The sequence below is a fragment of the Antarcticibacterium flavum genome, from assembly GCF_006159205.1.
Classification (GTDB): Bacteria; Bacteroidota; Bacteroidia; order Flavobacteriales; family Flavobacteriaceae; genus Gillisia; species Gillisia flava.
Window position 1 is genome coordinate 1,188,661 of sequence record NZ_CP040812.1, and the last position, 23,567, is coordinate 1,212,227.

The 23,567-nt window shown below is 40.6% G+C and carries 20 protein-coding genes; 9 read left to right on the forward strand and 11 right to left on the reverse strand.

Going from position 1 to position 23,567, the window contains the following annotated elements:
• Window positions 1–169 precede the first annotated feature (169 nt).
• Window positions 170–2,356, reverse strand: a complete 2,187-nt coding sequence (locus FHG64_RS05000; protein WP_139065391.1) for a glutamine synthetase III family protein — start codon at window positions 2,354–2,356, stop codon at window positions 170–172.
• A gap of 118 nt (window positions 2,357–2,474) precedes the next feature.
• On the reverse strand, window positions 2,475–3,419 hold the full coding sequence (locus FHG64_RS05005) for a calcium/sodium antiporter (protein WP_139065392.1): 945 nt from the start codon (window positions 3,417–3,419) through the stop codon (window positions 2,475–2,477).
• 125 nt (window positions 3,420–3,544) lie between these two features.
• Here FHG64_RS05005 and FHG64_RS05010 point away from each other — a divergent pair, with 125 nt between their 5' ends.
• The 4 genes from FHG64_RS05010 to FHG64_RS05025 all read left to right on the forward strand — a co-directional run bounded on the left by FHG64_RS05010 (window position 3,545) and on the right by FHG64_RS05025 (window position 8,249).
• Entirely contained in the window at window positions 3,545–4,564 is a 1,020-nt protein-coding gene (locus FHG64_RS05010) for a carboxypeptidase-like regulatory domain-containing protein (protein WP_139065393.1), read from the forward strand.
• Window positions 4,565–4,710: 146 nt separating this feature from the next.
• On the forward strand, window positions 4,711–5,073 hold the full coding sequence (locus tag FHG64_RS05015) for a BlaI/MecI/CopY family transcriptional regulator (protein WP_139065394.1): 363 nt from the start codon (window positions 4,711–4,713) through the stop codon (window positions 5,071–5,073).
• Complete coding sequence (locus FHG64_RS05020) at window positions 5,073–7,553, forward strand: M56 family metallopeptidase (protein WP_139065395.1); 2,481 nt, start codon at window positions 5,073–5,075, stop codon at window positions 7,551–7,553. The genes FHG64_RS05015 and FHG64_RS05020 overlap by 1 nt, the downstream gene beginning before the upstream one ends.
• A 543-nt stretch (window positions 7,554–8,096) precedes the next feature.
• Window positions 8,097–8,249, forward strand: coding sequence for an SsrA-binding protein (locus tag FHG64_RS05025; RefSeq protein WP_139065396.1), 153 nt, complete (start codon window positions 8,097–8,099; stop codon window positions 8,247–8,249).
• On the opposite strand, the gene FHG64_RS05030 is transcribed toward FHG64_RS05025, so the two are convergent.
• Both FHG64_RS05030 and FHG64_RS05035 read right to left on the reverse strand, forming a co-directional pair.
• Window positions 8,246–8,761, reverse strand: a complete 516-nt coding sequence (locus tag FHG64_RS05030) for an adenine phosphoribosyltransferase (protein ID WP_139065397.1) — start codon at window positions 8,759–8,761, stop codon at window positions 8,246–8,248. The two genes, FHG64_RS05025 and FHG64_RS05030, sit on opposite strands and share 4 nt — an antisense overlap.
• 38 nt (window positions 8,762–8,799) lie before the next feature.
• The gene (locus FHG64_RS05035) at window positions 8,800–9,450 is read right to left on the reverse strand and encodes a flavodoxin family protein (RefSeq protein ID WP_139065398.1); all 651 of its coding nucleotides are present in this window, start codon (window positions 9,448–9,450) and stop codon (window positions 8,800–8,802) included.
• 212 nt (window positions 9,451–9,662) lie between these two features.
• Between FHG64_RS05035 and FHG64_RS05040 the strand changes: the two genes are divergently transcribed.
• Window positions 9,663–10,949 carry a Kelch repeat-containing protein gene (locus tag FHG64_RS05040; RefSeq protein WP_168191318.1) on the forward strand — a complete coding sequence of 429 codons (1,287 nt, stop codon included), beginning with the start codon at window positions 9,663–9,665 and terminating at the stop codon, window positions 10,947–10,949.
• 75 nt (window positions 10,950–11,024) lie between these two features.
• On the forward strand, window positions 11,025–13,421 hold the full coding sequence (locus tag FHG64_RS05045) for a S9 family peptidase (protein WP_139065400.1): 2,397 nt from the start codon (window positions 11,025–11,027) through the stop codon (window positions 13,419–13,421).
• A 282-nt stretch (window positions 13,422–13,703) separates the two neighbouring features.
• On the opposite strand, the gene FHG64_RS05050 is transcribed toward FHG64_RS05045, so the two are convergent.
• Window positions 13,704–14,081: a GxxExxY protein gene (locus tag FHG64_RS05050; RefSeq protein ID WP_139065401.1), complete on the reverse strand. Its 378-nt coding sequence runs from the start codon at window positions 14,079–14,081 to the stop codon at window positions 13,704–13,706.
• Between the two features lie 191 nt (window positions 14,082–14,272).
• Window positions 14,273–15,484 carry an RtcB family protein gene (locus FHG64_RS05055; protein WP_139065402.1) on the reverse strand — a complete coding sequence of 404 codons (1,212 nt, stop codon included), beginning with the start codon at window positions 15,482–15,484 and terminating at the stop codon, window positions 14,273–14,275.
• A gap of 189 nt (window positions 15,485–15,673) precedes the next feature.
• Here FHG64_RS05055 and FHG64_RS05060 point away from each other — a divergent pair, with 189 nt between their 5' ends.
• A complete protein-coding gene (locus FHG64_RS05060; RefSeq protein WP_139065403.1) occupies window positions 15,674–16,720 on the forward strand; it encodes a Gfo/Idh/MocA family oxidoreductase in 1,047 nt (348 codons plus the stop codon).
• Window positions 16,721–16,790: 70 nt separating this feature from the next.
• On the opposite strand, the gene FHG64_RS05065 is transcribed toward FHG64_RS05060, so the two are convergent.
• From FHG64_RS05065 to FHG64_RS05080, 4 genes are all read right to left on the reverse strand, one after another.
• Window positions 16,791–18,179 carry an alanine/glycine:cation symporter family protein gene (locus FHG64_RS05065; RefSeq protein WP_139065404.1) on the reverse strand — a complete coding sequence of 463 codons (1,389 nt, stop codon included), beginning with the start codon at window positions 18,177–18,179 and terminating at the stop codon, window positions 16,791–16,793.
• Window positions 18,180–18,649: 470 nt separating this feature from the next.
• Window positions 18,650–19,315: a response regulator transcription factor gene (locus tag FHG64_RS05070; RefSeq protein ID WP_139065405.1), complete on the reverse strand. Its 666-nt coding sequence runs from the start codon at window positions 19,313–19,315 to the stop codon at window positions 18,650–18,652.
• Between the two features lie 247 nt (window positions 19,316–19,562).
• Window positions 19,563–20,786, reverse strand: a complete 1,224-nt coding sequence (locus tag FHG64_RS05075) for an IS4 family transposase (protein WP_139065406.1) — start codon at window positions 20,784–20,786, stop codon at window positions 19,563–19,565.
• 265 nt (window positions 20,787–21,051) lie between these two features.
• Window positions 21,052–21,969, reverse strand: coding sequence for a LysR family transcriptional regulator (locus tag FHG64_RS05080; protein ID WP_139065407.1), 918 nt, complete (start codon window positions 21,967–21,969; stop codon window positions 21,052–21,054).
• Between the two features lie 85 nt (window positions 21,970–22,054).
• On the opposite strand from FHG64_RS05080, the gene FHG64_RS05085 reads away from it, so the two are divergent.
• On the forward strand, window positions 22,055–22,414 hold the full coding sequence (locus tag FHG64_RS05085; RefSeq protein WP_139065408.1) for a hypothetical protein: 360 nt from the start codon (window positions 22,055–22,057) through the stop codon (window positions 22,412–22,414).
• A gap of 177 nt (window positions 22,415–22,591) precedes the next feature.
• Complete coding sequence (locus tag FHG64_RS19770; protein ID WP_262710275.1) at window positions 22,592–22,714, forward strand: hypothetical protein; 123 nt, start codon at window positions 22,592–22,594, stop codon at window positions 22,712–22,714.
• A gap of 138 nt (window positions 22,715–22,852) precedes the next feature.
• On the opposite strand, the gene FHG64_RS05090 is transcribed toward FHG64_RS19770, so the two are convergent.
• Window positions 22,853–23,386, reverse strand: coding sequence for a hypothetical protein (locus FHG64_RS05090; protein ID WP_139065409.1), 534 nt, complete (start codon window positions 23,384–23,386; stop codon window positions 22,853–22,855).
• Window positions 23,387–23,567 lie beyond the last annotated feature (181 nt).

Consider the following 23,567-nt stretch of genomic DNA (forward strand, 5'->3'; position numbering starts at 1 on the left):
AATTTAAAGCTGCCCCAAAGATACATGCTTTTGATTTTTTTGAAGGCCCGCGGCTCATTGTTTCTTTAGCTTTTTATGTAGAATTAGGGAGCAAAAACGGGAAATCCTCAGGAATTCCAACTAAAAAGCAAAGCCCCGCAATCGCGGGGCTTTTATTAATTTCTAGTAATTATCGGGTAAATAATAATTCCCTGTACTTGGTCAAAGGCCAGATCTCGTCATCTACAACCAATTCCAGTTTATCACAATGATATCTTATCTTTTCAAAATAAGGCTTCACATTATCACAATAAGCATGGGCTTTTTTATCTGCATCCTCGATCTTATTAGCTTTCTTCCTCTCCTCGATCATATCGTTGATATCACTGTTTATATTCTCAATATGATCTGATATCTCAGTAATAAGTTCAAGTTGTTCCTTGGAATGCTTTTTAAAATCTTTTTCAAAGATCTCTTTAAGCCCTCTTACGTTCTCCAGGAGGATATTTTGATACTTAATACCTGTTGGGATCACGTGGTTGCGTGCTATATCGCCAAGGATACGTCCCTCTATCTGGATACGCATTGCATATTCCTCCAATTCTATCTCGTGACGTGCCTCGACCTCTTTTTTATTCATAACGCCCATTTCCTCAAACAGTGCTATGGTTTTTTGGGAGATCTGAGCTTTTAAGGCGGTAGGTGTAGTTTTATTATTACTTAGACCTCTTTTTGCCGCCTCTTCCTGCCATGCATCACCGTAACCATCTCCTTCGAACCTAATTTTTTTAGAGTCCTTGATATATTCTCTAAGGATATTAAAGATGGCATCATCCTTCTTCATCTTTTTACTCTTGATCAATTCATCTACCCTGGATTTGAAATCTGTAAGCTGTTTAGCTACTATGGTATTAAGAACAGTCATAGGGTTAGCACAGTTGGCTTGAGAGCCCACTGCACGGAATTCGAATTTATTACCGGTGAACGCAAAAGGCGAAGTCCTGTTCCTGTCGGTATTATCAAGCAGTACATCAGGGATCTTACCTACTACGTTCAGCTTAAGTTCTGTCTTTTCCTGCGGTGATAACTTCCCGTCAGTAACCTTTTCAAGTTCGTCCAGCACTTCGGTTAACTGACTTCCTATGAAAGCAGAAATGATTGCGGGAGGAGCTTCGTTGGCACCAAGACGGTGGTCATTTGAGGCACTCGCTATAGTGGCCCTAAGCAATTCTTCGTGATCATGAACAGCCTTTATCGTATTGATAAAGAAAGTAAGGAACTGCAGGTTCTTCATTGGCGTGGAGCCTGGACCTAATAAATTTACACCGGTATCAGTCGCCAGGGACCAGTTATTATGTTTTCCACTTCCGTTTATCCCGGCAAATGGTTTTTCATGGAAGAGCACCTTAAAATTATGTCTTTCTGCCACCTTGTCCATAACATCCATCAAAAGGGAATTATGATCTACTGCAAGGTTGGCCTCCTCAAAAATTGGCGCAAGTTCAAATTGGTTTGGCGCTACCTCATTATGTCTTGTCTTAACAGGGATCCCAAGGTACATACATTCAATTTCCAGGTCTCGCATATAAGCAAGAACTCTTGAAGGAATAGAACCAAAATAGTGATCATCCAGCTGCTGACCTTTGGCCGGGGAATGTCCAAGAAGGGTTCTACCTGAAAGTTGCAGGTCTGGCCTTGAAGCAGCAAGGGCTGAATCTATAAGGAAATACTCCTGTTCCCATCCAAGGGTAGCAGTAACCTTAGTAACATTCTTGTCAAAATATTTCGCTACATCTGTAGCAGCCTTGTCTACAGATTGTAAGGCACGCAGTAGCGGAGTTTTATAATCCAGGGCCTCTCCAGTATAGGATACAAAAACGGTTGGAATACATAAAGTTGTACCGTATATAAAAGCCGGGGAAGTAGGATCCCAGGCAGTATAACCCCTTGCTTCAAAAGTATTTCGTATTCCCCCGTGAGGAAAACTGGATGCATCGGGCTCCTGTTGCACCAGTTGGCTTCCACCAAATTTCTCTATTGCCAACCCGTCGCCAATTGTTTCAAAAAAGGCATCGTGCTTCTCGGCAGTTGCTCCTGTTAAGGGTTGGAACCAGTGGGTATAATGTGTAGCTCCCTTGGAGATCGCCCACTCTTTCATTCCTGTTGAAATATGGTCGGCCACCACACGGCTTATTTTTAAACCGTTCTTATTGGCATCCATCACACTTTGATAAGCTTCCTTGGTAAGGAATTGCCTCATTACCGTCTCATTGAAAACGTTCTTTCCAAATAGATCTGAACGGCGTTCAGTTTCGTCAATTTTTACCGGCTTGCGGTTTAAAGTTTCTTTTAAGGCCTGAAATCTTAATGTAGACATGTTGTGCTGTTGTTTTTAAAAATACATCAGCAAAAGTAAATGAATTTTTGAAACACCCCCTAAAAGTTGAGGGGTATTTTTATTAAAATTACCTTAATTTTATTGAAGACCCCCTTAATTATTCTAAAAATGCCATTCCAATATATACCACATAGCCTACAAACAGGATGATTCCCTTATAACGACTGAACTGGAATCTTTTTGGAAGAAATGCCAGTGGTATTAATATAAATGCAATACCCAGCATCCAGAATATATCAAAATTAAGAAGGGCGTCATTTACCAGGTTTATAGGTTGTATGATCGCAGTTATCCCAAGTACAGAAGCTATATTAAAGATGTTGGAACCTATTAGGTTTCCAAGCGACAAAGCCTTTTCCTTTTTAAGGGCAGCCATAACAGAAGCTGCAAGCTCGGGTACACTGGTACCTATCGCTATAACGGTAACCGAGATCACCCGTTCGCTTACCCCCAGCATTCCCGCTACATCAACGGCCCCGGTAACCAGCAATTCTGCTCCTCCCCATAAGGCGACCCCACCAATAACAAGCCAAACTATGATCTTGAAATTGGATATTTTTTCAAGAGCATCGTCAATTCCCTTTACTTCAATGTGTGCCCGGCGGCCGCGCCTTATAAGGAAAAAAAGATAGAGCGCAAGTAAGACCACCAGTATGATCCCCTCAACCCGGGAAAGTACATCACCACTACCCAGCAGAAAATATAGTGCAATGGAAAAAAGCATCATGACCGGCCAGTTGAATTTATAGAAATCCTTGTCAACAGCCAGGGGAGTTATGATCGCAGTGATGCCCAGCACCAAACCTATATTTGCAATATTAGACCCAATGACGTTCCCCAGGGAAATATCAGAAAAACCATTTAGAGCAGCCTGCAAGCTTACCAGTAATTCCGGAGCTGAAGTAGCAAAGGAGACAACTGTTAACCCAATCACCATTTTAGAAAGTTTGAGTTTAAAAGATAGTGCTACTGATGATCTTACCAAAAACTCACCTCCTACTACTAGAAGGGTTAATCCTATAAGAATAAAAAGAATGCTCATCCTGGAAAAAATTTTAAACGAAGATAAAGAAAGATAGCTGTAGCAGCCTAATGCTATTTTAATAACTATAAAAACAGTTTAACAACTATTTTTTTCGTTATGTTTGCATCTTAGGTTATAGATCTATGATGAATATCAAAAAAATTATCCTTTGTTTTGTCCTGCTCCTGCTTGCCAGCAGGCTCTATTCTCAAACTCATTTGGAAGGATTTGTATACAGTACTATTGATTCCCTTGCATTACAAGGAGCATCGGTTTATTTTGACGGGACAAGCACAGGAGTTTCCACTACGGCAGAAGGCTATTTTAAAATTTCTCTTGAAGATGACACGACCAGCCCTTTGATCATTAGCTCCCTGGGATACGAATCTTTTATAATTAATCTGCCTTCGCAGCAATCTTCCAGGCCTTTAAAGATCTACCTTAAAGAGAGCGAGGAATCCCTGGGAGAGGTTTATCTTGAATTTGATCCCTGGAGCCGTAAAAAGAAACTTGATATTTTTAAAAGGGAATTTCTTGGCAGGTCAGCCGCAGCTGCAAAATGCCGCATAAAAAATGAGAAAGTAATAAAACTTACTTATATCCCCTCCAAAGATATTCTGGTTGCCAGTGCAGCAGAGCCAATTAAGATTGTGAACAGGTACCTGGGCTATGAGGTAAATTATGACCTAAAGGATTTTAAAGTAGAATTTAGTACAGGCACATCAAATTTACGCCTTGTACATATCGTTTACTTTGAAGGTACAAGCTTTTTCATGGATATTAGAAAAGTAACTCCGCGACGCTTTTTGAAGAATCGCGAAAAGGCATATACAGGTTCTACCCTGCAATTCATGAGATCACTTGCAAATGGGAATCTCGAAGAAAATAATTTCAGGATCTTTAAAAAGAGTTATGAGGTACCACCCTATTCCCCATTTCGAATTGAGACAAAAAAAGGCTTAACCAAAGTGGAACTCGTCGAAGAAACTATTAATATACTGCACCGGGAGATAGACCAAAGTTCCTTAAAAACTTCAGGTAGCTTCTATATAGATAACCTGGGTAACCATACTCCTGCACAAAATGTATTGTTTTCCGGAGTAATGGGTAACCAACGAATGGCAGAAACCCTTCCGTTAAATTATAAAGAAACAGGGAACTAAGTTAAAGGCTCACCAGGTCTTCATTTAATTTTGAAAATTTTTCCTGAAAGAACCTTTAAAAAAATATTTTTGAACAAAACTAGAAATTTAGGTTTAAAACTATTTTTATCGTTATATTTGAAATAGTTTATATAATAGCTTATTAAATGGAAAAACTTACCAACAAGGAAGAAGAGATCATGCACATCCTGTGGAACCTCGAAAAAGCCTTTGTCAAAGAGGTGCTGGCAGAGATCCCTGAAGAGAACCTTCACTATAATACGGTCTCAACGATCATAAGGAATATGGAGGAAAAAGGTTATGTTGCCCATAAAGCTTATGGCAAGACCCACCAGTATTATCCTGTGATCTCCAAAGAGGAATACAGAAAACAATTCATGAGTACGGCTACAAAAAAGTTTTTTGATAATTCCTACAAAAGCATGGTTTCCTTTTTTGCCAGGGAAGAAAAAATAAGTGCCGAAGAATTACGGGAGATTTTGGACATTATTGAAAAAAAGAAAAAGTAATGGAAGATTTTTTAATATATCTCCTGAAAAGTGCCGGGCTGCTTAGCCTATTCTTTCTGTCCTATCAAATATTGCTGAAACAGGATACTTCTTTTGTAGCAAACAGGAAATTTCTCCTTGGTGGCCTAATTATCTCTGCAGTCCTCCCGGCGATAGTATTTACTAAAACCATTTATATAGACGCAGTTCCTGCAACGTCGTTTTTCATTGCTGAAGAAGGATTACCCGTAACAGAAATAACCACAGCACCTGCAATTTCTCTCCCTGAGATATTCTTACTTATATATTTAGCCGGGGTATTCCTATTATTTGGCAGGCTTCTCCTTCAACTATTCTCCCTGGCTCTGTTGTTATTTAAAGGAAAGATTACTACAAGAGGACAAATAAAGTATGTGGAGATCGACCGCAGACTGGCTCCTTTTTCGTTTCTCAATTTCATAGTATACAATCCAAATTTACATAGCGATAAAGAATTAGAACATATTCTAAAACATGAAAAGGTCCACGTTTCCCAATGGCATACAATAGATGTTCTTATTGCCAACCTTAATCTTTTATACCAATGGTTTAATCCTTTTGCATGGCTCTATCTTAGAAACCTTCAGCAAAACCTGGAATTTATTGCAGACAGGGAGGCAGTCAAGGCTGTTTCCTGTAAAAAGGAATATCAAAAGGCACTTGTGAAAATTTCCGTAGAAAATTTTAACCTGGCGCTCACCAATAATTTTTATCAATCTCTCATCAAAAAACGAATACTTATGTTAAACAAAGCATCACAAAACAAGAACACCTCCTGGAAAGCAGTATTGATCCTCCCACTTCTATTGGCTTTCATTTTTTTGTTCAATGTGCGCACAGAGGCCCAGGTGCGTGAACCAAATGATACTCAAATTACCGGCCGCGCGAGTGATGCCGATATTTCTTTTTCCATTACCGCAAACACAAAGCAGGAGCAACTGGACCTGTACAAAAAATTGGCAGCGAAACACAATGTGCTTCTTGAATTTAGCGAAGTACGCTACAACGAAAAAGATGTTTTAACTGCCATTAATGCTAATTTCATTGATAAGGAAACCAACACCACAGGATCGATGAACAGGGAAAATCCAGATGGGATCAAAACTTTCGTTTTCCACTTTGGACCAAAAGGCACCGGATTTATTTCCAATGACTCCCCCGCTGGCCGTACTGCCAAATATGCATTACAGGAACTGGAAGTGGATCCACTTTACATTATTAACGGAAAGAACTACAGCAGCAGCGAACTGGATGATAAAGCAATTAAGGTACAGGGAGAAGTATTTGCAGTAAGCCCAGAAGAGGCTATGAAAAAATATGGGGCAGAAGCAAAAAGCGGGGCTCTTATCATTTCCAGCGGAATCATAATTGAGGATTTCCAGGCAGAACTTAAAAAGATAGACCAGGAGAATGCCGCTCTAATCAATGAATATGTAAGGATTGAAAAAGGAAAAAAGCCTATGGTAATAGGCCTCAACAATTCCCCCGGAAAGCATAAAGTTATAAGAGAATCCAAACCTTCTTCTTCCGGAAAAGTAATCAACATTAAAAATCTTAATACAGATGGTAAGGATCCCATATATATTTTAAATGGAAAGGTCCTAAAGGATGATGAAACACTCCTTAAAATCTCCACAGAGAATATAGACAGCATCCAGGTCCTTAAAGGTAAGAACGCAGTGAGGCACTACGGTAAAGGCGCAAAGGATGGTGCGATACTCATTTATACAAAAAAAGATTCTACAGGAAATGCAGGTACGGGTTCTCTCAAAAACTTCAGAAATAATAAAGTAATAGTTTCCACCGGACCAACCTTTACAAAAGATCGGAATATATCCATAACCTCTGCAAGAACTATTAAAAATGATACTACTTATAGCAGAGATTCTTCTTTCGTGAAATTGAGGGAATTTAGAGTAAATAAGGATAGTGTGGATATTATTGCAACCCAATATGGCACCCGGACTTTCCCCCAACGACAGGTTATAGTTAACAATCAGGGTCCACAGCCCCTTTATGTAATTAACGGGGAGGTAATGAAGAATTCCTTCGATATGAAAAGCCTGAAGCCGGAAAATATCTCTGCCATAAATGTACTTAAGGATGCAGCTGCAACAAGAATGTATGGGGAAAAGGCAAAACATGGAGTGATCGTGGTCACTACTAAAAATGCTGGAAAGAAGGCTCTAATAGGGAATAATGACCTTGGAATTGTAAACCCTTCCACAACAGACGAAGAACTAGAAGGGATCAAGAGCAGGCTGAAGGATGCGGGTGTAAATATTAAATTTGAAAAGGTAAAACGCAACAGAGGAGGCCTTCTTACCTCCATAAAGATAAGCGCCCGTACCTCCACCCAAAACGCTTCGGCCACATTTGAGGTGAATGACGGCATTCCTCCGGTTTACGTGGGTCTTATAAATAAAAAGCTGGTGGTCTCCTCGAATCCACCGGGGCATTAGTAGTTAGAAAGGTTTTCGGTTTACCGTTTGCCGTTTGCCGTTTGCCGTTTGCCGTTTTCTGTTTTCTGTTTTCTGTTTTCTGTTTTCTGAAATCTGAAATCTGAAATCTGAAATCTGAAATCTATTTGGAATTTGGACATTGGAATCATTGTTGTCCGATTAAAATATGTGAAATCTTCCATAAACCTTTCTCTATATAGTCAGAGGTTATTTTACCTGCAATCAGGGGGTTGGTTTTGGATTTAAAATAGTTTAGGAGATTTCAAAATAGACAGCAAAATGTAAGTAACTATTTTTTAGGCACTCAGAATTTAGTCCAGGCTCTTTATTCTAGTAGCAAAGCGATCTAGACTCTTTTACCGGCCAACAATGATTTGGAATTTGGAATTTGTTTGATGTTTGGTGTTTGTTGTTTGGACTCACAACTTTCAACCCACAACCCACAACCCACAACCGACAACTGATAACAGACTCCTCCCCTTCCAGGATCCGGGGGGCTTCATCTTTTTTATTACCTTTGAAAGAACCGCCAAAACAAAAAATATGAAAAAGGCTTTTTTTAAACTGCTTTCAAAAGTAAATCAAAAAGTGCTACCCAGTTATTCAAAGCAGCAGCTGGACCTTCGCAAAGCCTCGAAGGCTCAAAAAGCTCTTATTGGCTGGAAGACCTGGGTGACCAAAAATTCTTTGGATTAATATTTCAGTAAAGATTCAACAGGATATTTCTTTATCCGCTCCCTGCCCTTAAGGAAACTAAGTTCTACCAAAAAGTTGCAATGAACTATGTTCCCGCCCAAATGCTCCACCAGGTTACATGCTGCAAAGGCAGTCCCACCTGTAGCAAGCACATCATCGTGAATTAAGACATTCTCCCCTTCTTTAATAGCATCCACATGCATCTCCAGCATGTCTGTACCATATTCAAGATTATAAGCTTCCGAAATTGTTTTGTATGGCAGTTTCCCAGGCTTCCTTACCGGCACAAATCCTGCATCAAGCTTCTCTGCCAAAAGGGTGGCAAAGAAAAATCCGCGGGATTCAATACCAACAACCTTATCGACTTTTATGTCACCAAGGTTATCAAGAAAGATCTGTACCGCAGTACGCATAGCCACCGGGTCCTGTAATAAAGGCGTTATATCCTTGTATAAAACTCCTCTTTTGGGAAAATCGGGTATATCACGAATGTATTTCTCTAGATTCTTCATAGCTGCAAGATAAAATTTCCTTCAGCTTTCCCGAAGCATTATTCGCTCATTTTTTCAGCTCTTTCCTCAAGTTTTTTCACATGGGTGGGATATGGGTTTTCCTTAAGTGTTTTGGCCAGATGCACCATATTGTGGACCATAAGCAGGATCATATTATTGGTGAATTCATGTTTATTACCTTCAGCTTCAATATAACTTGGACCCGGGCCTGCCTCTCCCACATAATAGGTGAAACCGTTTACCGGGATGGTAAAACCGTGTTCACTAAGATCGAATACCAGGCTGGAAATGGCCTTTTTAGCTCCATCCTCATTTCCATCTACCATAACTCCCCCTACTTTATTATATGTAAGGAACTGCCCGTTCTCTTTGGTATCCTCACTCATTACCCCGTCAAATCTTTCAGCCACCATTTTGGCGATAGATCCCCGATCACCCCGCCAAATTGGAGTGGCATAGATCACCATGTCTGCCTTTTTCACTTTATCCAGAATCCCGGGCCAGGCATCACCCTCTCCTTCGTCTGAGGTGGTACCAAATTTTACATTGTGGTCTACAACTCTTATAGTTTCTGTTTCCACATCAAGCTCATGGAAGATCTTCTCTGCTTCAGCAATGAATGCAGCTGTATTGGACGTTTCAGGCGATTTTTTAAGAGTACAGTTTAGAAATAATGCTTTAAGTTTCATAAGCTAAAATTTTTATTTTTATAACCCTTGAAAGGTGGTATACAATAGCAGGATAATTATTTTTCCCTGCATTTCCTTTCCGGGATCTTTTCATTTTTCCTTTCCAAGCTACAGAAAAATTAAACCAACGGCCGTTAATGACTGGTTAAAGCTTTAAGAGATAAACCCTAACCAAAATGTTTATATTTAGAGAAAATTCAAAATCGTTTAAAATGAGGCCAATCTTCCTGTTGCTGTTTTTTGTCATTCACTCGTTTACTTTTTCCCAAGAAATATCCTGGAGAGAACTGGAGGCTGAAGGTGAGCCACTGGCCAGGCACGAGAATGCACTTATTGAAGCCGGAGGAAAATTGATCCTTATTGGTGGGCGTGGTGAAAAACCAATTAACATTTATGATCCTGGAACAAAAACCTGGAGCAAGGGAGCAATCCCTCCTTTCGAGATACATCATATGCAGGCAGTAAACCTGGACGGACTTATATATATCCTGGGTGCTTTTACCGGCGCCTGGCCTAATGAGACACCTCTAACGCACGTTCTTATTTATGACGTATCTACAGACACCTGGGCTATTGGACCTGAAGTCCCGGCAAACAGGCGACGGGGAGCCGCAGGAGTTGTAGTATACAACAAGAAAGTCTATATGGTAAATGGGATCATTAACGGGCATTCGTCTGGCTGGGTAAACTGGCTGGATGAATATGATCCATATTCTGGCCAATGGAAAACGCTCGCCTCCTCCCCACGGTCACGGGACCATTTCCAGGCTGCTGTAATAGAAAGTAAATTATATGTAGCCGGTGGCAGAAGATCGGGAAGTGCTGAGAGTGGATTTGCAGGTACTGTGGGCCCTACAAATGTTTATGATTTCAACTCCAATACCTGGGAAGAACTTCCCAATATACCTACCCCCAGGGCAGGTACGGCTGCAGCGGTAATGAATGGAATATATGTAGTTATAGGTGGGGAAAGTGATACCCAGGAGAATTCCCATAGCGAGGTGGAGGCATTTGATCCGGTTTCCCGAAAATGGAGTAGCTTACCTGTACTGGGCACGGGAAGGCATGGCACCCAGGCTGTCAATGCAGGAGAGGCTATCATCATAGGCAGTGGCAGCAGCAATAGAGGCGGTGGGCCCGAACTTACCTCCTTTGAAGTGTTAACAGCTAAGGCAACGGCACAATTTGAATTACCTACGTTTAAAAAAGAGGGCCTAAGGGTTTCAGCAAAGGAAATAGACTTCAGGAAAGATCCCGGTCCAAAAGAACTTCTTATAACTAATCCCGGCCAAACGGCTGTTATAATGCCATATCTTCAGCATGATAATCAAGAGGATTTTATGATGCGTGAGGTTCCGGGTTCGCCTATAATAATTGCGCCGGGTGCCACAAGGAAGATCAGTATTGAAAGAGTGGGTAAAAGGAAAAATGCTTCAGCAACAATTTTCATAAAAACTACAGGGAATTCGGCCCCTGTGGAAATAAAATTATCGGCTTGATACGGGCTGCACGACTTATAATTTTTAATTATCTTGCTCTTCTTTAAAAATAACCCTAATACTTCAGCAAACATAATGCAAACAGTTTTTAAAAAATTCACCCCCCTGTTCTTCCTATTCCTGGGCTGCCAGGTAATTTTTTCACAGGAAAGCAGTCTTACTGTAGAACAAATTATGCAAGACCCTCAATGGATGGGGACCTTCCCTTCAAACATTCACTGGGCAGAGGATAGTAAGACGATCTTCTTTAATTATAACCTGCAAAAGGATCCTGCCGATTCGCTCTATAAAATTAACCTGAATGCACAGGATCAAATTTTGAAAGTGCCTTACGAGGAAGAAAAAAAGGAGATCTCAAGGGCCGGGGATTATAATAAAAAAAGGGATAAAAAAGTATTTGTTAAGGATGATGCACTTATGCTGTATGATCTAAAAACCCACAATTCCAAAAAACTCCTGGAACTTGACGGTCGAATAGGAAATCCAAAATTCCTTGGCGATGAAAATAAAATTTCATTTAATCTTAGGGATAACATTTTTGTTTATGACCAGCAAACCGGGAGCCTGAAGAAGCTTACCAATATTTCCTCTGGAGAGAAAAAGAAAGAAGCTGCAGGCCTGGGTGCTAAAGATGACTGGGTAAAGACTGAAAATCTGGGATTACTGGAAGTAGTCCGCGAGAGGGAAGATAAAAAAGAGGCAAGTAAGACCTACAGGACGCAAACCCAGGGAGAGCCATTTACTTTCTATGCCGGTAAAAGATCTGTTTCCAATTTACAATTATCCCCAGATGCTTCTTACGCCACTTTCACATTGATCACGCGTCCTGAAAGTAAAAGCACAGATGTCCCGAATTATGTGGATGCTTCGGGTTATACAGTGAACCTGCCTGCAAGAAGTAAAGTGGGAGATGACCCTACCAAAGTTGAAATGGCTATTTATGATATTAAAAGGGATACCGTTTATATGGTACAAACCGGAAACCTCCCCGGAATCCAGGATCTGCCAGATTATACTTCCAGTTATCCAGATCGTGAATGGGAAAAAAAGGACCGGGACCTCATCCTTGCGGGACCATATTTTTCAGATAACGGAAAGCAGACAGTAGTAAATGTTCGTTCGCAGGATAATAAAGATCGCTGGATCGCACTGCTGGACCTGCAAACAGGAGCACTTAAAAACCTGGATCGCCAGCGGGATGAGGCCTGGATCGCAGGGCCCGGGATTGGCTGGTCCTTTAGTGGCGGTACCTTTGGATGGCTGCCCGATAATAGGCATATCTATTTCCAAAGCGAAGTAAGCGGCTATTCACATCTCTATCTTCTAGATGTGAACAGCGGCGATAAAAAAGCTCTTACCAGCGGGAATTATGAAGTTTTTGATCCTTTTCTCTCCAGGGATAAAAAACACTGGTATTTAACCACTTCTGAAGTTGGTCCCGGAGAACGCCATTTTTACAAAATGCCTGTCATGGGTGGCAAGATGGAGAAACTCACCCAAATGACAGGAAATAATGATGTTAGCCTTTCGCCAGATGAGAAGTACATGGCAATTCTTTATTCGTATAGCAATAAACCCTGGGAGTTATATCTAAAAAGAACTACGGCCGGCGCTGAAGCAAAACAGCTTACAAGCGGGCAAAGTGAGGAATTTAAGTCTTATGACTGGAGAGAACCTGAGCTGGTACAGTTCCAGGCAGAAGATGGTGTGATGGTACCTGCAAGGTTATATAAGCCAGAGAATGCCAACGGCGCAGCGGTGATCTTCGTGCACGGGGCAGGATATCTTCAAAATGTCCATAAGTGGTGGTCAAGCTATTTTAGAGAATATATGTTCCACAACCTGCTTACAGATCTTGGTTATACCGTCCTGGACATAGATTATCGCGGCAGTGCGGGCTATGGCAGGGACTGGAGAACAGGGATCTATCGCCATATGGGTGGTAAGGACCTTAGTGACCAGGTTGACGGTGCAAAATATCTTGTGGCTGAACATGGAGTAGACGCAGAAAATGTTGGGATCTATGGTGGTAGCTATGGCGGATTCATTACGCTTATGGCTCTATTCACAGAAGCTGAGACTTTTAAAAGCGGCGCGGCTTTAAGATCTGTTACAGACTGGGCACATTATAACCATGGCTATACTTCGAATATTCTTAATAACCCCAGTGATGACCCAATCGCATACCGGCAATCCTCCCCTATTTATTTTGCTGAAGGGCTTGAGGGACACCTGTTGATCGCACACGGAATGCTGGATGTAAATGTTCATTTCCAGGATGTCGTGCGACTCGCACAGCGACTCATCGAACTAAAAAAAGATAATTGGGAAATGGCTGTCTACCCGGTAGAAGATCACGGCTTTGTAGAGCCAAGCAGCTGGACAGATGAGTATAAGAGGATCCTGAAGTTGTTCAATGAAACTTTACTGGAGAAAGAGAGGAACACTGAGATGGAAAGAGTTAAGAGTTAGGAGTTAGAAGTTAGAAGTTAGAAGTTAGAAGTTTAAAACTCAGATTTATATATTAAGCCCGGAAGCGATTAGGTTTTCGGGTTTTTCTCGTTATCTATTTTCTGTTTGTCGTTTGGTGTTTGGTGTTTGGTGTTTAGTGTTTAGTTTGGTGTTTGGTGTTTTTCTTTTAGAATTTAGTGTTAAGTTAATTAGGTTGGATTCACGCAAAGAACGCCAAGAAAAAAAATGCGCAAAGGATGCAAAGACAAAACTCTTATCCCAATTTGGGCGCTAAATCTTTATCTATAATCCATTTACAATCCGGTGAATTCCGTCTTTCAGGATTTTACAATAAAAGTTTATCAGCAAGCCAAGCTTATGATTGGATAATTTCAAGTAGGTTAAAAGTTGAGCGTAATGTACAGGAGCCGGAGTTTCCAAAGATTTGATTTCTATTATTAATTTGTTTTCAACCAAAAGATCGACTCGGTAACCAACTTCCAATTTCACCTCTTTATAAAAAAAGGGCATGGGAACCTGCTGTTTCACCTCCAAACCTGCTTGCCTGAGGTCATATGCTAATGCATTCTCATATGCAGATTCCAACAAACCGGGGCCTATTTTCTTATGAAGCGGCAATGCCGCTCCTATAGTTTTAAAAGAGAGTTCATTTTCAGTCATACTAATCTTTAAATATTTAAAATTAAGCTGATGTCACTATTTAAATGTGATACCGAAGAGTGTTTTCTCTGCGCCCTTTGCGTTAAAGTGCGCCACAGTCCTTTGCGTTCTTTGCGTGAAAAAATTCGTTCTCCTTTAGACTTGATTAAACTCCTCCTGGAGAGCTAATAACCTCATAACTCATAACTTTCTCAATCCTTATAAGGGTCGTAAGTTTCGCTTCCCGCCATTGCGACACCAATAGGGTGTAATCTATGGAGCACCTCTATAGTTTCTCCCTGGTGGCTTAAAACCTCATCCAGATTCTTATAAGCCTCCGGTGCTTCGTCTGCCCCGGCGCCGCGGAGTTCTACTTTGTTCCTGAGCCTGGCTTTTACAGCTTCAAAGTCCACTGCTCCTTTGGATACTATAGTGGGCCTTTTTTTACCATCTTTCCCCCGCAGCCATTTGGTCTTTCCGGCTGCCTTTCGCCTGGACATTACCCGGCCGGCACCGTGGACCGTTGAGTAGAGTCCGCTGCGGGAGAGGTTCGAATCTTTTCCCTTTACAATTACCGAAGTATCCTCCATATTGGCTCCTATGAAACCCATTTGTCCAGGGAAAGCAGGAGTACATCCCTTCCGTACCACCCAGTAGTCCTCCCCAAAATGTTCCTCTTTCCAGGCAAAATTATGATGGTTATGAACCTCGAAATCGGGTTTCCCCGCTTGCAATATCTCCAGCACTTTATCTACAACCACATCCCTGCCGGCATAGGCATATTCCCCCGCCAGGTTCATAGCTGCAATATACTCCTGTCCCAAAGCAGAATTTACGTCAAATAATATTGGTTTCGAATCCATGCCTCCTTCTTTAGCATGGTCAAAAAAACCTTTTCCCTGTGACATTGCAATGAAACCTGTGGTGGTTTTATGGCCAAATCCCCGGGAGCCAAAGTGAACTCCTAACCACAAAAATCCCTCATCATCTTCAAAAAGGTCTACAAAATGATTTCCAGCTCCTACCGTTCCCAATTGTTCTACAGAGAGGTCAAGCAGTTTGCGCTGCGGGGAGAAATCGGCTTTTGCGATCTTCTCAAATACAGGATGGTCCAGCGGTTCTTTATTCACCCTCCCCACACCAAAGGAAATGCGCCTGAAGATCTCATCCATCACTGCAGCCACATCTATCTCTGAGGCTTTGATATTTGTTTTCACAGCTTTGTTCCCACAGGCAATATCAAAGCCAACGCCAGAGAGGGATATCTTATTTTTATAAGCCACAGCACCACCTATAGGGTGCCCGTAACCATAGTGGGCATCGGCAGTGAGAACTGCAATATCCTCCGGGCCCACAGCATTTTTGATCTGGGTGATCGATTTTTCATCGATGAGCTCTTTTCCGAAGATCGTTAATCTCTCCATTCTCCTAGTTTTATTAAAAAGTATCAAATTTGTGGGAAAGAATGGGTTAAGAAAATACCAAATTATAAGGCGGGAGTCTTTCCGGGAATTCGGGGAAGAAAGTATTATGAATTTTTTTCCGCTTTTCCTTTTACCGTTATCACATTAGAATTATATTATACCTCCAAAACACGAAAAATAGCATTAGCAATGAAAAAGGTACATGTAGCAATGGCAGGTTTTGGTAAAGGGGGGAGGATCTATAATGCCCCCGTGATCTCCAGTGTAGAGGGAATGGAGATCAAAAAGATCCTCACTTCCAGCAGGGAAAACATTTCTGCTGCAGGAAAGGACTTTCCTGATGCTCTTGTGGTAAACAGTTTTGAAGAAATCCTCGAAGACCCTGAGATTAATTTAATCGTTATTACGACTCCCAATCATCTTCATAAAGATTATGCCACCAAAGCCTTACAGGCAGGGAAACATGTTGTACTTGAAAAACCCATTACCCCGCTTGCGGCACAGGCAGAAGAGCTCATAAGGCTTGCGAGGGAAAAGGAGCTTATCTTAAGCGTACATCACAACCGCCGGTGGGACAGCGATTTCCTCACCATACAAAAACTTCTGGATGATAAGAAGCTGGGGGAAGTAGTTGAATATGAAGCACATTTTGACAGGTTTCGTCCTGAGATCAAGGAAAGCTGGAAAGAAAATCCGGAAAACCCCGGCAGCGGGATCCTTTATGACCTGGGAAGCCATTTGATAGATCAGGCCCTTGTACTTTTTGGCCTGCCAACCCATGTTTTTGCCGATGTTCGTGTACAGCGTAAGACTGCTACAGTAGCTGATAGTTTTGAGCTTCTTTTATATTATCCGAACTTAAAGGTCACCTTAAAGGCCGGGATGCTTGTTAAGGGTAAAACGCCCACCTTTCTAATTCATGGTACAAAAGGAAGTTTCATAAAATATGGGCAGGATCCCCAGGAAGAGAAACTTAAAGCCGGTTTTAAACCCGCGGGAGCAAAGGACTGGGGTCTTGAACCAAAAGAAAGTTGGGGTAGTATAGATACTATAGATGAAATGGGATTCCTTATTAGCAAACAGGGAGATTATTCTTCTTTTTACAGCAATATTTATAAAGCTATAACTTCCGGGGAAGAACTGGAGGTAAAACCGGAAGAAGCCAAAAATGTGATCCGCATTATAGAAGCAGCCCTGCGAAGCCAGGCTGAAGGCAGGAAGGTTGAGTTTTATTAATTTTTGTGATCTTTAGTTACCTATAACATTCCTTTCTACTCCTGCATCCCCAAAGGAAGCATAGCAATTTCTAAGAATTGACTTTTCTGGAAGCTTTCATCCTGGCAAAGTAAGCTGTTGCTTCTTTCAGCACCCTGGGCGCCAGGATAAGTGTGGAGATCATTGTAGGTATCGCCATGAGCGCAAAGAAACCATCTATAAGATTGATCATCATACTTAGTGAAGTTGTCGCACCTACCAGAATACTTATTACATAGAAGTAATTGTAATAATGTTTCTTATCTGCCCCCACCAGGAATGAGAGACATTTTGTTCCATAATAAGAGTAAGAAAATAAGGAAGAAATGCTAAAGATGGCAATACACAGCATTAACAGGTAATTTCCGAAAATGGGAATTGAGGCATCAAAGGCTGAAGCTGTAAGACTCACTCCATTCACATCTGTAGACTGCCACACCCCGGTCACAAGGATGGCCAGCGCCGTTAGGGTACATACCACAAGTGTGTCTATTGCAGGTCCTAGCATGGCTACCAGCCCCTCACGAATAGGCTCGTTGGTCTTGGCTGCCCCATGTGCCATAGGTGCCGTTCCAATACCGGCCTCATTGGAAAAAGCCCCACGACGAATTCCAAGAATTATAAGGCCTCCCAGGACCCCACCTAAAAATGAATCTCCTGTAAAATTATTGGCTGCAAAGGCATCAGTAAATATCAATGAAAAATAATATGGTACCTGGTCAATATTCACGAAAAGAATGATCAAAACAGAGACAAAGTATAAGGCTACCATTGAAGGTACCAATTTGGAAACGGTTTTACTTATACGGCTCAATCCTCCAAAGATCACTACAGAAGTAATGGTGACTAAAATAAGACCTATTATAAGATTGGTTCCAAAGCCTGTTTCCACTCCATTTGGTGCGAGGATTATAAAATTTACTGCCTGCGTAAGCTGGTTTACGTTGAAAACAGGCAATGCTCCAACCAACCCTGCAATGCTAAAGAAAACGGCGAGCGATTTCCACTTCTCACCAAGCCCCACCATTATAACATACATAGGACCACCCTGTATCTCCCCTGCACTATCCCGGCCCCTGTACATAACTGCAAGGCTACAGGTGAAGAATTTGGTGGCCATTCCAATAATTGCGCTAATCCACATCCAGAATATCGCTCCCGGCCCCCCTATAGCTATTGCCACTGCAACCCCGGCAATATTCCCCATGCCAACCGTGGCAGCAAGAGCGGTAGAAAGAGCCTGAAAATGGCTTATTTCCCCGGGATCATCGGGATTATCATATTTCCCTCTTAAAACCTGCAGCGAGTGTACGAGGTATCTAAAAGGGAGGAATCTGGATCTTATAAGGAGGTAAAACCCTCCGCCAATAAGTAATATTAAAAGAGGGAGTCCCCAGACAAAAGAAGCGAACTGGGCAATGAAATTATCTACTGTGGCCATAAGCAAATATAAGTATTGGCGGCATACCGGCAAATTTTAAATATGGGCCATAATTTCCAGTTTTTATACACTACTGTCCCGTAAAAGAGTCTGGACTGCTTCGCTGCCGGAATTTAGAATCTGGAATAAAATATAGATTTTTGGAAAAGGTCCGTTTACCAACTTCTAAAAAGCCTGAATTTTCCTGAACTATTTCAGGTTCAAAACCTCCCCTGGTTGAGGTGTATATGTCCTTTGACTGGGTATAATAAGGCTTAAGGAAAAAAATGAATATTTTAAGCGGACACCAATGGTTTTTATATATAGAAATGGAAAATCCTTTCGTGCTAGAGATTAGTTTACGATTTCGGTGATTTGTTAACGAGGGTTAAGCGGAAGGACTGTGTACTTAAATAGAATGCCGGACCCAATTCTCCCCAAAGGCCCTACCCAGATGGTCGAATCAGGAACCGGCACTTTACTTTAGTGTTCTAAATAAGCTTAAGATCCTTAACTATGCTTATTAAATGAGGTGTAGTCCTGGCATTAAAATTTTCCCGCAGTTCTTTGAGCCTTTTTTCAATGGCGCTCTTACTGTTAGGTGATATGTTTTGTTCTAAAAATTTTTCCCGTATCTCATCCTGGGTAAGTCCCTGGGATACACATTTTAACATGGTCACCTCAAAAGGATCCAAAGTAATAAGGTTTTCTTGTTTCAGGCTTCTTTCAATCCTTGGGGAATTATAACTTTTGCCTCTTTTTATTTGGAGGATAGCTTCTTTGAGTTCACTCAATCCCCTCCGGTCTTTGCAAACATAGGCGTTTATATAACCGGTCTCCCACAGGGACTTTACGGTATGAGGATGGTCTTCTATTGAATTCACAATGACCTTTATATTGGGATCCTCGAGTTTGATCTTTTCTATTAATTCCTTGCCTGAAGTGATCTTCTCTACCCTGTGATCACTTTTAAAAGATAGATCGCAAATAAGCAAATCAAAAGGTTCATTGTCCAGAATAGCCTTTTTGGCCAGGAGAAAAGCCTGGTCACAATACTGGGCATGTGCCACGAGGGGAATTTTGAATTCATCAAGCACACTTCCTACAGCGTGGTTCACACTATCCATATCTTCAGCTACAAGGACTTTTTTAAACATAATTACACCCTTAAAAGGATTTTAATCCAGAATTTTTATTATTCCTTTTCCTTGATTCCAAAGGTAATTGTTCCTGTTTGAGATTAATTACGGTTTTCCACATTCTACCTCATTTTTGTGGAGTTTTGAGCCAAACCTGGATCTTTTTTTCATTAATTATTAATCACTGGCGTCCGGTAAAAATAGTATTTCTTGTTTTAATCTTAATAAACCTTGATTCTACATCACTTCGATTTTGATTTCCGGCTTATGGGGGCCCTAGATCAAAAAGATTGGGTGCAAGCTGTATATTTTTTGGATAAATGTTAGGATCTGCTGATTTTAAAAGTAAGTCTGTAACTCTCACATAATTCATTAAATGAAGCCTGAATAGCCCACAGATAACCGAATATGATAATCTACAACGTCGCGACCCTTTTCGAGCTATTTGGACGAGTAAATCCGCTATAAGTGCACACCAGATTTGAATTCGTATTGCATTCTTATTATCGCCAATAAAGCTGGTGATCTTAAGGTTTTGCTTGAGCCTTTTAAATAAAAGCTCAATTTGCCATCGCTGCTTGTATATTTCTGCAATTGTGCAAGCAGGCAGCTGCATATCATTGGTAATAAATTCAATTTCCCGTTGATCTTTGTGATCATAAAACTTTATAATGCGGCATTTTACTTTTTGTTTTTGCTGGCTATGCCCTAATTCTGCTCTACAGTCTTCCAATATGCCATATTGCTCATCCTCCTTAGTTAAGAGGTTATAATTCCCCCAAGTTACTTTGCATCTTTTGTGCAGTCGGCTTACAAAACTGACATCGTTTTTACTCCAATGAATAAATAAACCAAAATTTAAGTATGCCTTATCAAAAACTACAATGGTCTGTGCAGGAAGTTTTTTAAATCGGGGCATAAAATTTTTATCATTTTCCGCTGCTTTAGTAATCATTATTAAAGAAGGAACTTGTTCTTTTAGCCACATTCCAGTATGTATTTTAACTCCTCCCTTACGCCTCCCATTTGCCATAGCATTACCACAGGCCTTCATTATATTCTTGAAAAGGGTAACAGTTGTAGAATCAACCAAAAATAGCCTAGAGAGCCATTTTTCATTTTTAGGTATACTGCTGTCCGAGAAAAAACGATAGTGCTGCTTATATATGCTTATAAAGGTTTTTTCAAACAACTCAGAACACCGGCGCATATTAGCATCACTCACGGTGCTTCTGCATGGCATAGAACTCATTCCCAAATGTTTTAAACTTTGATTATGTGCTGCTAAACCAGAGCATAACTCACGTAATCCGCCAACATTCTCAATAACCGCAAACAACATACAGACCAGGTGATCCCAGGATGTAAAACGTTTGGTATAGCGATCTGTACGTAATTGGCCAACAATACGATTAAAATTGTTCCGGGGAATAAAAGATAACAGCTGTCCGAGAACCGGCATTCCAGAATTTCTTGTAATTTTGTCCATAATGTCCGCTTTAAGTGGAACCTTTAAAGGGAGTCTGTGGTCGAAAACGAGGACTCCCTTTTTTCATGGTATTAAGGTAGGATTTAATTTGGTTTACCGGACGCCAGTGAATTATTAATTTATAATCAAAAGTTTAATAAGCTGTATTGGGGTTTATATTTTTTTCTCATTTTTATTTGAATCCAATGACCCATTCTTCAATTCTTAGATACTGCGGTGAACATCTCCTGTCCAAAGCAGCATCACCTACCCGGTAGAAAGTAGGTTAATTTAGTTCTTCGAAATTCTCCCGAATTATTTGTTCCTTATTCTTACTCAAATAATTTACAAATGAAAGGGCTACCGGGGAGAGATTTTTTCCTTTGAGCCAAACCAGTTTCCAACGTGACTGTATGGGAAAACCATCCACAGGAATAATTTTAAGGATACCGGTTTTTAATTCATTCCTAATCCCTATGATGGGCATAATGGAATAGCCAAGATTGGCGATTATCGCCTGTTTAACAGCCTCATTGGAAGTTAATTCCATTTTCTTTGTCACCGGGATCTTCTTTTGTTTAATATATTTTTCCATTATATGACGGGTCCCGGAACCGGTTTCCCTGAATATTAAGGGGATATTCTGCAGTATCTTTTTTCCAAAATTAGAAAGGTCCTGCTCCTCCCTTGAACTACCAACCAGATAAAGTTTGTTCTCCATTAATTCGATTTCATCTACCTGCAGGTTTTCTGGCATGACAGATACCAAAGCAAAATCCACTTCATTTTTTTCAAGGCTTTCCCTCACCCTGGACCTGTTTGTAACATCGAGGACAAGCTCTATTCCCTGGTGCTGCTTGATGAAATTTGTAAGAAAAGTGGGTATCACATATTTACCTGTGGAGACCGAGGTGATCCTTAAAGTTCCAATAAGCTCTCCTTTATATGCCGCTGCTTTTGAGTTTATAGCATTTACTTCTTGTAGGATCCTACCCGCTGCTTCGGCAATTTCCTGCCCAAATTCTGTAATGAAGATCTTTCTGCCAATATTCTCTATGAGTGGTATCTCGAACTGCTCCTGGAGGTTGCGTACCTGTATAGAGATTGCCGGCTGTGAGAGATGAAGCTCTTCTGCAGCCTTTGTAATACTTCCCAGCCTGCTCACCGTGTGAAAAACCTGAAGTTGATGTAAGGTATAATTCATAAGTACAATTTATGCAAGGCATTAAATATATAAAACAATTTAAACAATTAAACTACTGTAATTTTGTAGTATATTTTTTACAACCATGATGAACACGATAGAAAAACCTACAAATGACCCAGATAAGCTGCTAAAGCTTATCAAAGAAGGGGATGCAGAGTTGTTACTGGCAGAAGGTGACCTGGGAAAGGGTTTTAATAAGTTGATCAATCTTGACCTTATTTCTATAGAAGACGGCAAAGTGAAAATAACTTTGCTGGGAGAGGAGGCGCTGGAAACAGGAATAGAACCCGTTATTGCCAAAAAAGATAAGTTCCAGGAGGTTCAAACGACGAATACAAATGTACATGTTGTCAAACCGAATTTTAATAAAAAAATATGGCTACTGGGACTACTGCTGTTTTTGTTTTTGTTGGTCCTCCTGGCTTCGCAGATGATCTCCTGAAACTTTAAAAAGCAAATTCATATAATTCCCGTTTAGCCGGGAATTTTTTTTTTTGACGCAGCCTGAAACTGGTAACTTTCTATTATAATCTTTAAAAATCACAGGAAGTATAGAGAAATCCTAAGAAAGTGAATATATTCTATGCTGAAGCATGGATGAGATAAGGCTTAATTACCCGTGGCCTGTATAAGCGGCCCTATTGCACAGGCCTACTATGGAGAGATCCCTGAAAAATTGAGAGCAGCTGCCATGAAAATGTTACCTGAAGGTATGCGTGCGGTTATTGATGATTTTTATTAGCATATTATGAAAATAATTAATTAAAGCTGTATTAAGAATAAAAATCTCCCTGCGGGCAGGTAGAAACTAAAAGATCCGCAGCTTTTCGGTGCGGATCTTCAGTTAGGGATCGTCTTCATTTATTTCATTTTAAAGGATTTAATTACTTACTACACGGCCGTCCCTTGTTTCCCCGGGGATGAATTTCACTCGTTTAACTTCTTTCCCGTTCACAAGTTTCACCTTGTATTTTTGATTTTCGAGATTATTCTTGGTGCCGGAAGCAATATATAAATTACCTGCCATACTCCACCCTATATTGTCGTTGTAGATTTCACTCCACACAGCTCTTGGAAGTGTGATATCTCTAAACTTTTGAAAGGTATCCTTTAATTCTCCGTTGGCGTCATAAGTGGCTAATAGAAATCCCTTGTTACTTATAAATTTAACTTCAATTTCTTCATATTCATCTAGATCCAGAGACGCCAGACTAAAATTCTCTTCAATGAATTTTATAGGATCTTTAGAAAAGTAGTTTGCATAGTTTTCCTTTACTTCTATAGTGACATTCCCAAGGTTTGAGGAGGTTTTTACTTTTTGAAAGGTTACTGTTGCAGGATCCAGTGGGATCACCTGGCTGTGAAGGTTGCCCATAAGACACACCAGGAAGAACGATAAAAATACTGTTTTCATAATAAAGGTATTAAAGGTTAATAATAATTAAATGTAACCCGGAATACCTCGTTCTGCAATCGCCTTTTAAGATGGTTTTTTATACTCGAAATGGGTTTAAAGTCACGCAACTAATCGGTATAGGTGATGAATTAAAACCGTGGAAGTTTAAAGCAAATTTTTGTTTACAGCTTTAAGATAA

Excerpts from the sequence above, each read along its gene's own strand:
- FHG64_RS05000 (WP_139065391.1), bottom strand. The coding sequence starts at position 2,356 with ATGTCTACATTAAGATTTCAGGCCTTAAAAGAAACTTTAAACCGCAAG.
- FHG64_RS05005 (WP_139065392.1), bottom strand. The coding sequence starts at position 3,419 with ATGAGCATTCTTTTTATTCTTATAGGATTAACCCTTCTAGTAGTAGGA.
- FHG64_RS05010 (WP_139065393.1), top strand. The coding sequence starts at position 3,545 with ATGATGAATATCAAAAAAATTATCCTTTGTTTTGTCCTGCTCCTGCTT.
- FHG64_RS05015 (WP_139065394.1), top strand. The coding sequence starts at position 4,711 with ATGGAAAAACTTACCAACAAGGAAGAAGAGATCATGCACATCCTGTGG.
- FHG64_RS05020 (WP_139065395.1), top strand. The coding sequence starts at position 5,073 with ATGGAAGATTTTTTAATATATCTCCTGAAAAGTGCCGGGCTGCTTAGC.
- FHG64_RS05025 (WP_139065396.1), top strand. The coding sequence starts at position 8,097 with ATGAAAAAGGCTTTTTTTAAACTGCTTTCAAAAGTAAATCAAAAAGTG.
- FHG64_RS05030 (WP_139065397.1), bottom strand. The coding sequence starts at position 8,761 with ATGAAGAATCTAGAGAAATACATTCGTGATATACCCGATTTTCCCAAA.
- FHG64_RS05035 (WP_139065398.1), bottom strand. The coding sequence starts at position 9,450 with ATGAAACTTAAAGCATTATTTCTAAACTGTACTCTTAAAAAATCGCCT.
- FHG64_RS05040 (WP_168191318.1), top strand. The coding sequence starts at position 9,663 with ATGAGGCCAATCTTCCTGTTGCTGTTTTTTGTCATTCACTCGTTTACT.
- FHG64_RS05045 (WP_139065400.1), top strand. The coding sequence starts at position 11,025 with ATGCAAACAGTTTTTAAAAAATTCACCCCCCTGTTCTTCCTATTCCTG.
- FHG64_RS05050 (WP_139065401.1), bottom strand. The coding sequence starts at position 14,081 with ATGACTGAAAATGAACTCTCTTTTAAAACTATAGGAGCGGCATTGCCG.
- FHG64_RS05055 (WP_139065402.1), bottom strand. The coding sequence starts at position 15,484 with ATGGAGAGATTAACGATCTTCGGAAAAGAGCTCATCGATGAAAAATCG.
- FHG64_RS05060 (WP_139065403.1), top strand. The coding sequence starts at position 15,674 with ATGAAAAAGGTACATGTAGCAATGGCAGGTTTTGGTAAAGGGGGGAGG.
- FHG64_RS05065 (WP_139065404.1), bottom strand. The coding sequence starts at position 18,179 with ATGGCCACAGTAGATAATTTCATTGCCCAGTTCGCTTCTTTTGTCTGG.
- FHG64_RS05070 (WP_139065405.1), bottom strand. The coding sequence starts at position 19,315 with ATGTTTAAAAAAGTCCTTGTAGCTGAAGATATGGATAGTGTGAACCAC.
- FHG64_RS05075 (WP_139065406.1), bottom strand. The coding sequence starts at position 20,786 with ATGGACAAAATTACAAGAAATTCTGGAATGCCGGTTCTCGGACAGCTG.
- FHG64_RS05080 (WP_139065407.1), bottom strand. The coding sequence starts at position 21,969 with ATGAATTATACCTTACATCAACTTCAGGTTTTTCACACGGTGAGCAGG.
- FHG64_RS05085 (WP_139065408.1), top strand. The coding sequence starts at position 22,055 with ATGATGAACACGATAGAAAAACCTACAAATGACCCAGATAAGCTGCTA.
- FHG64_RS05090 (WP_139065409.1), bottom strand. The coding sequence starts at position 23,386 with ATGAAAACAGTATTTTTATCGTTCTTCCTGGTGTGTCTTATGGGCAAC.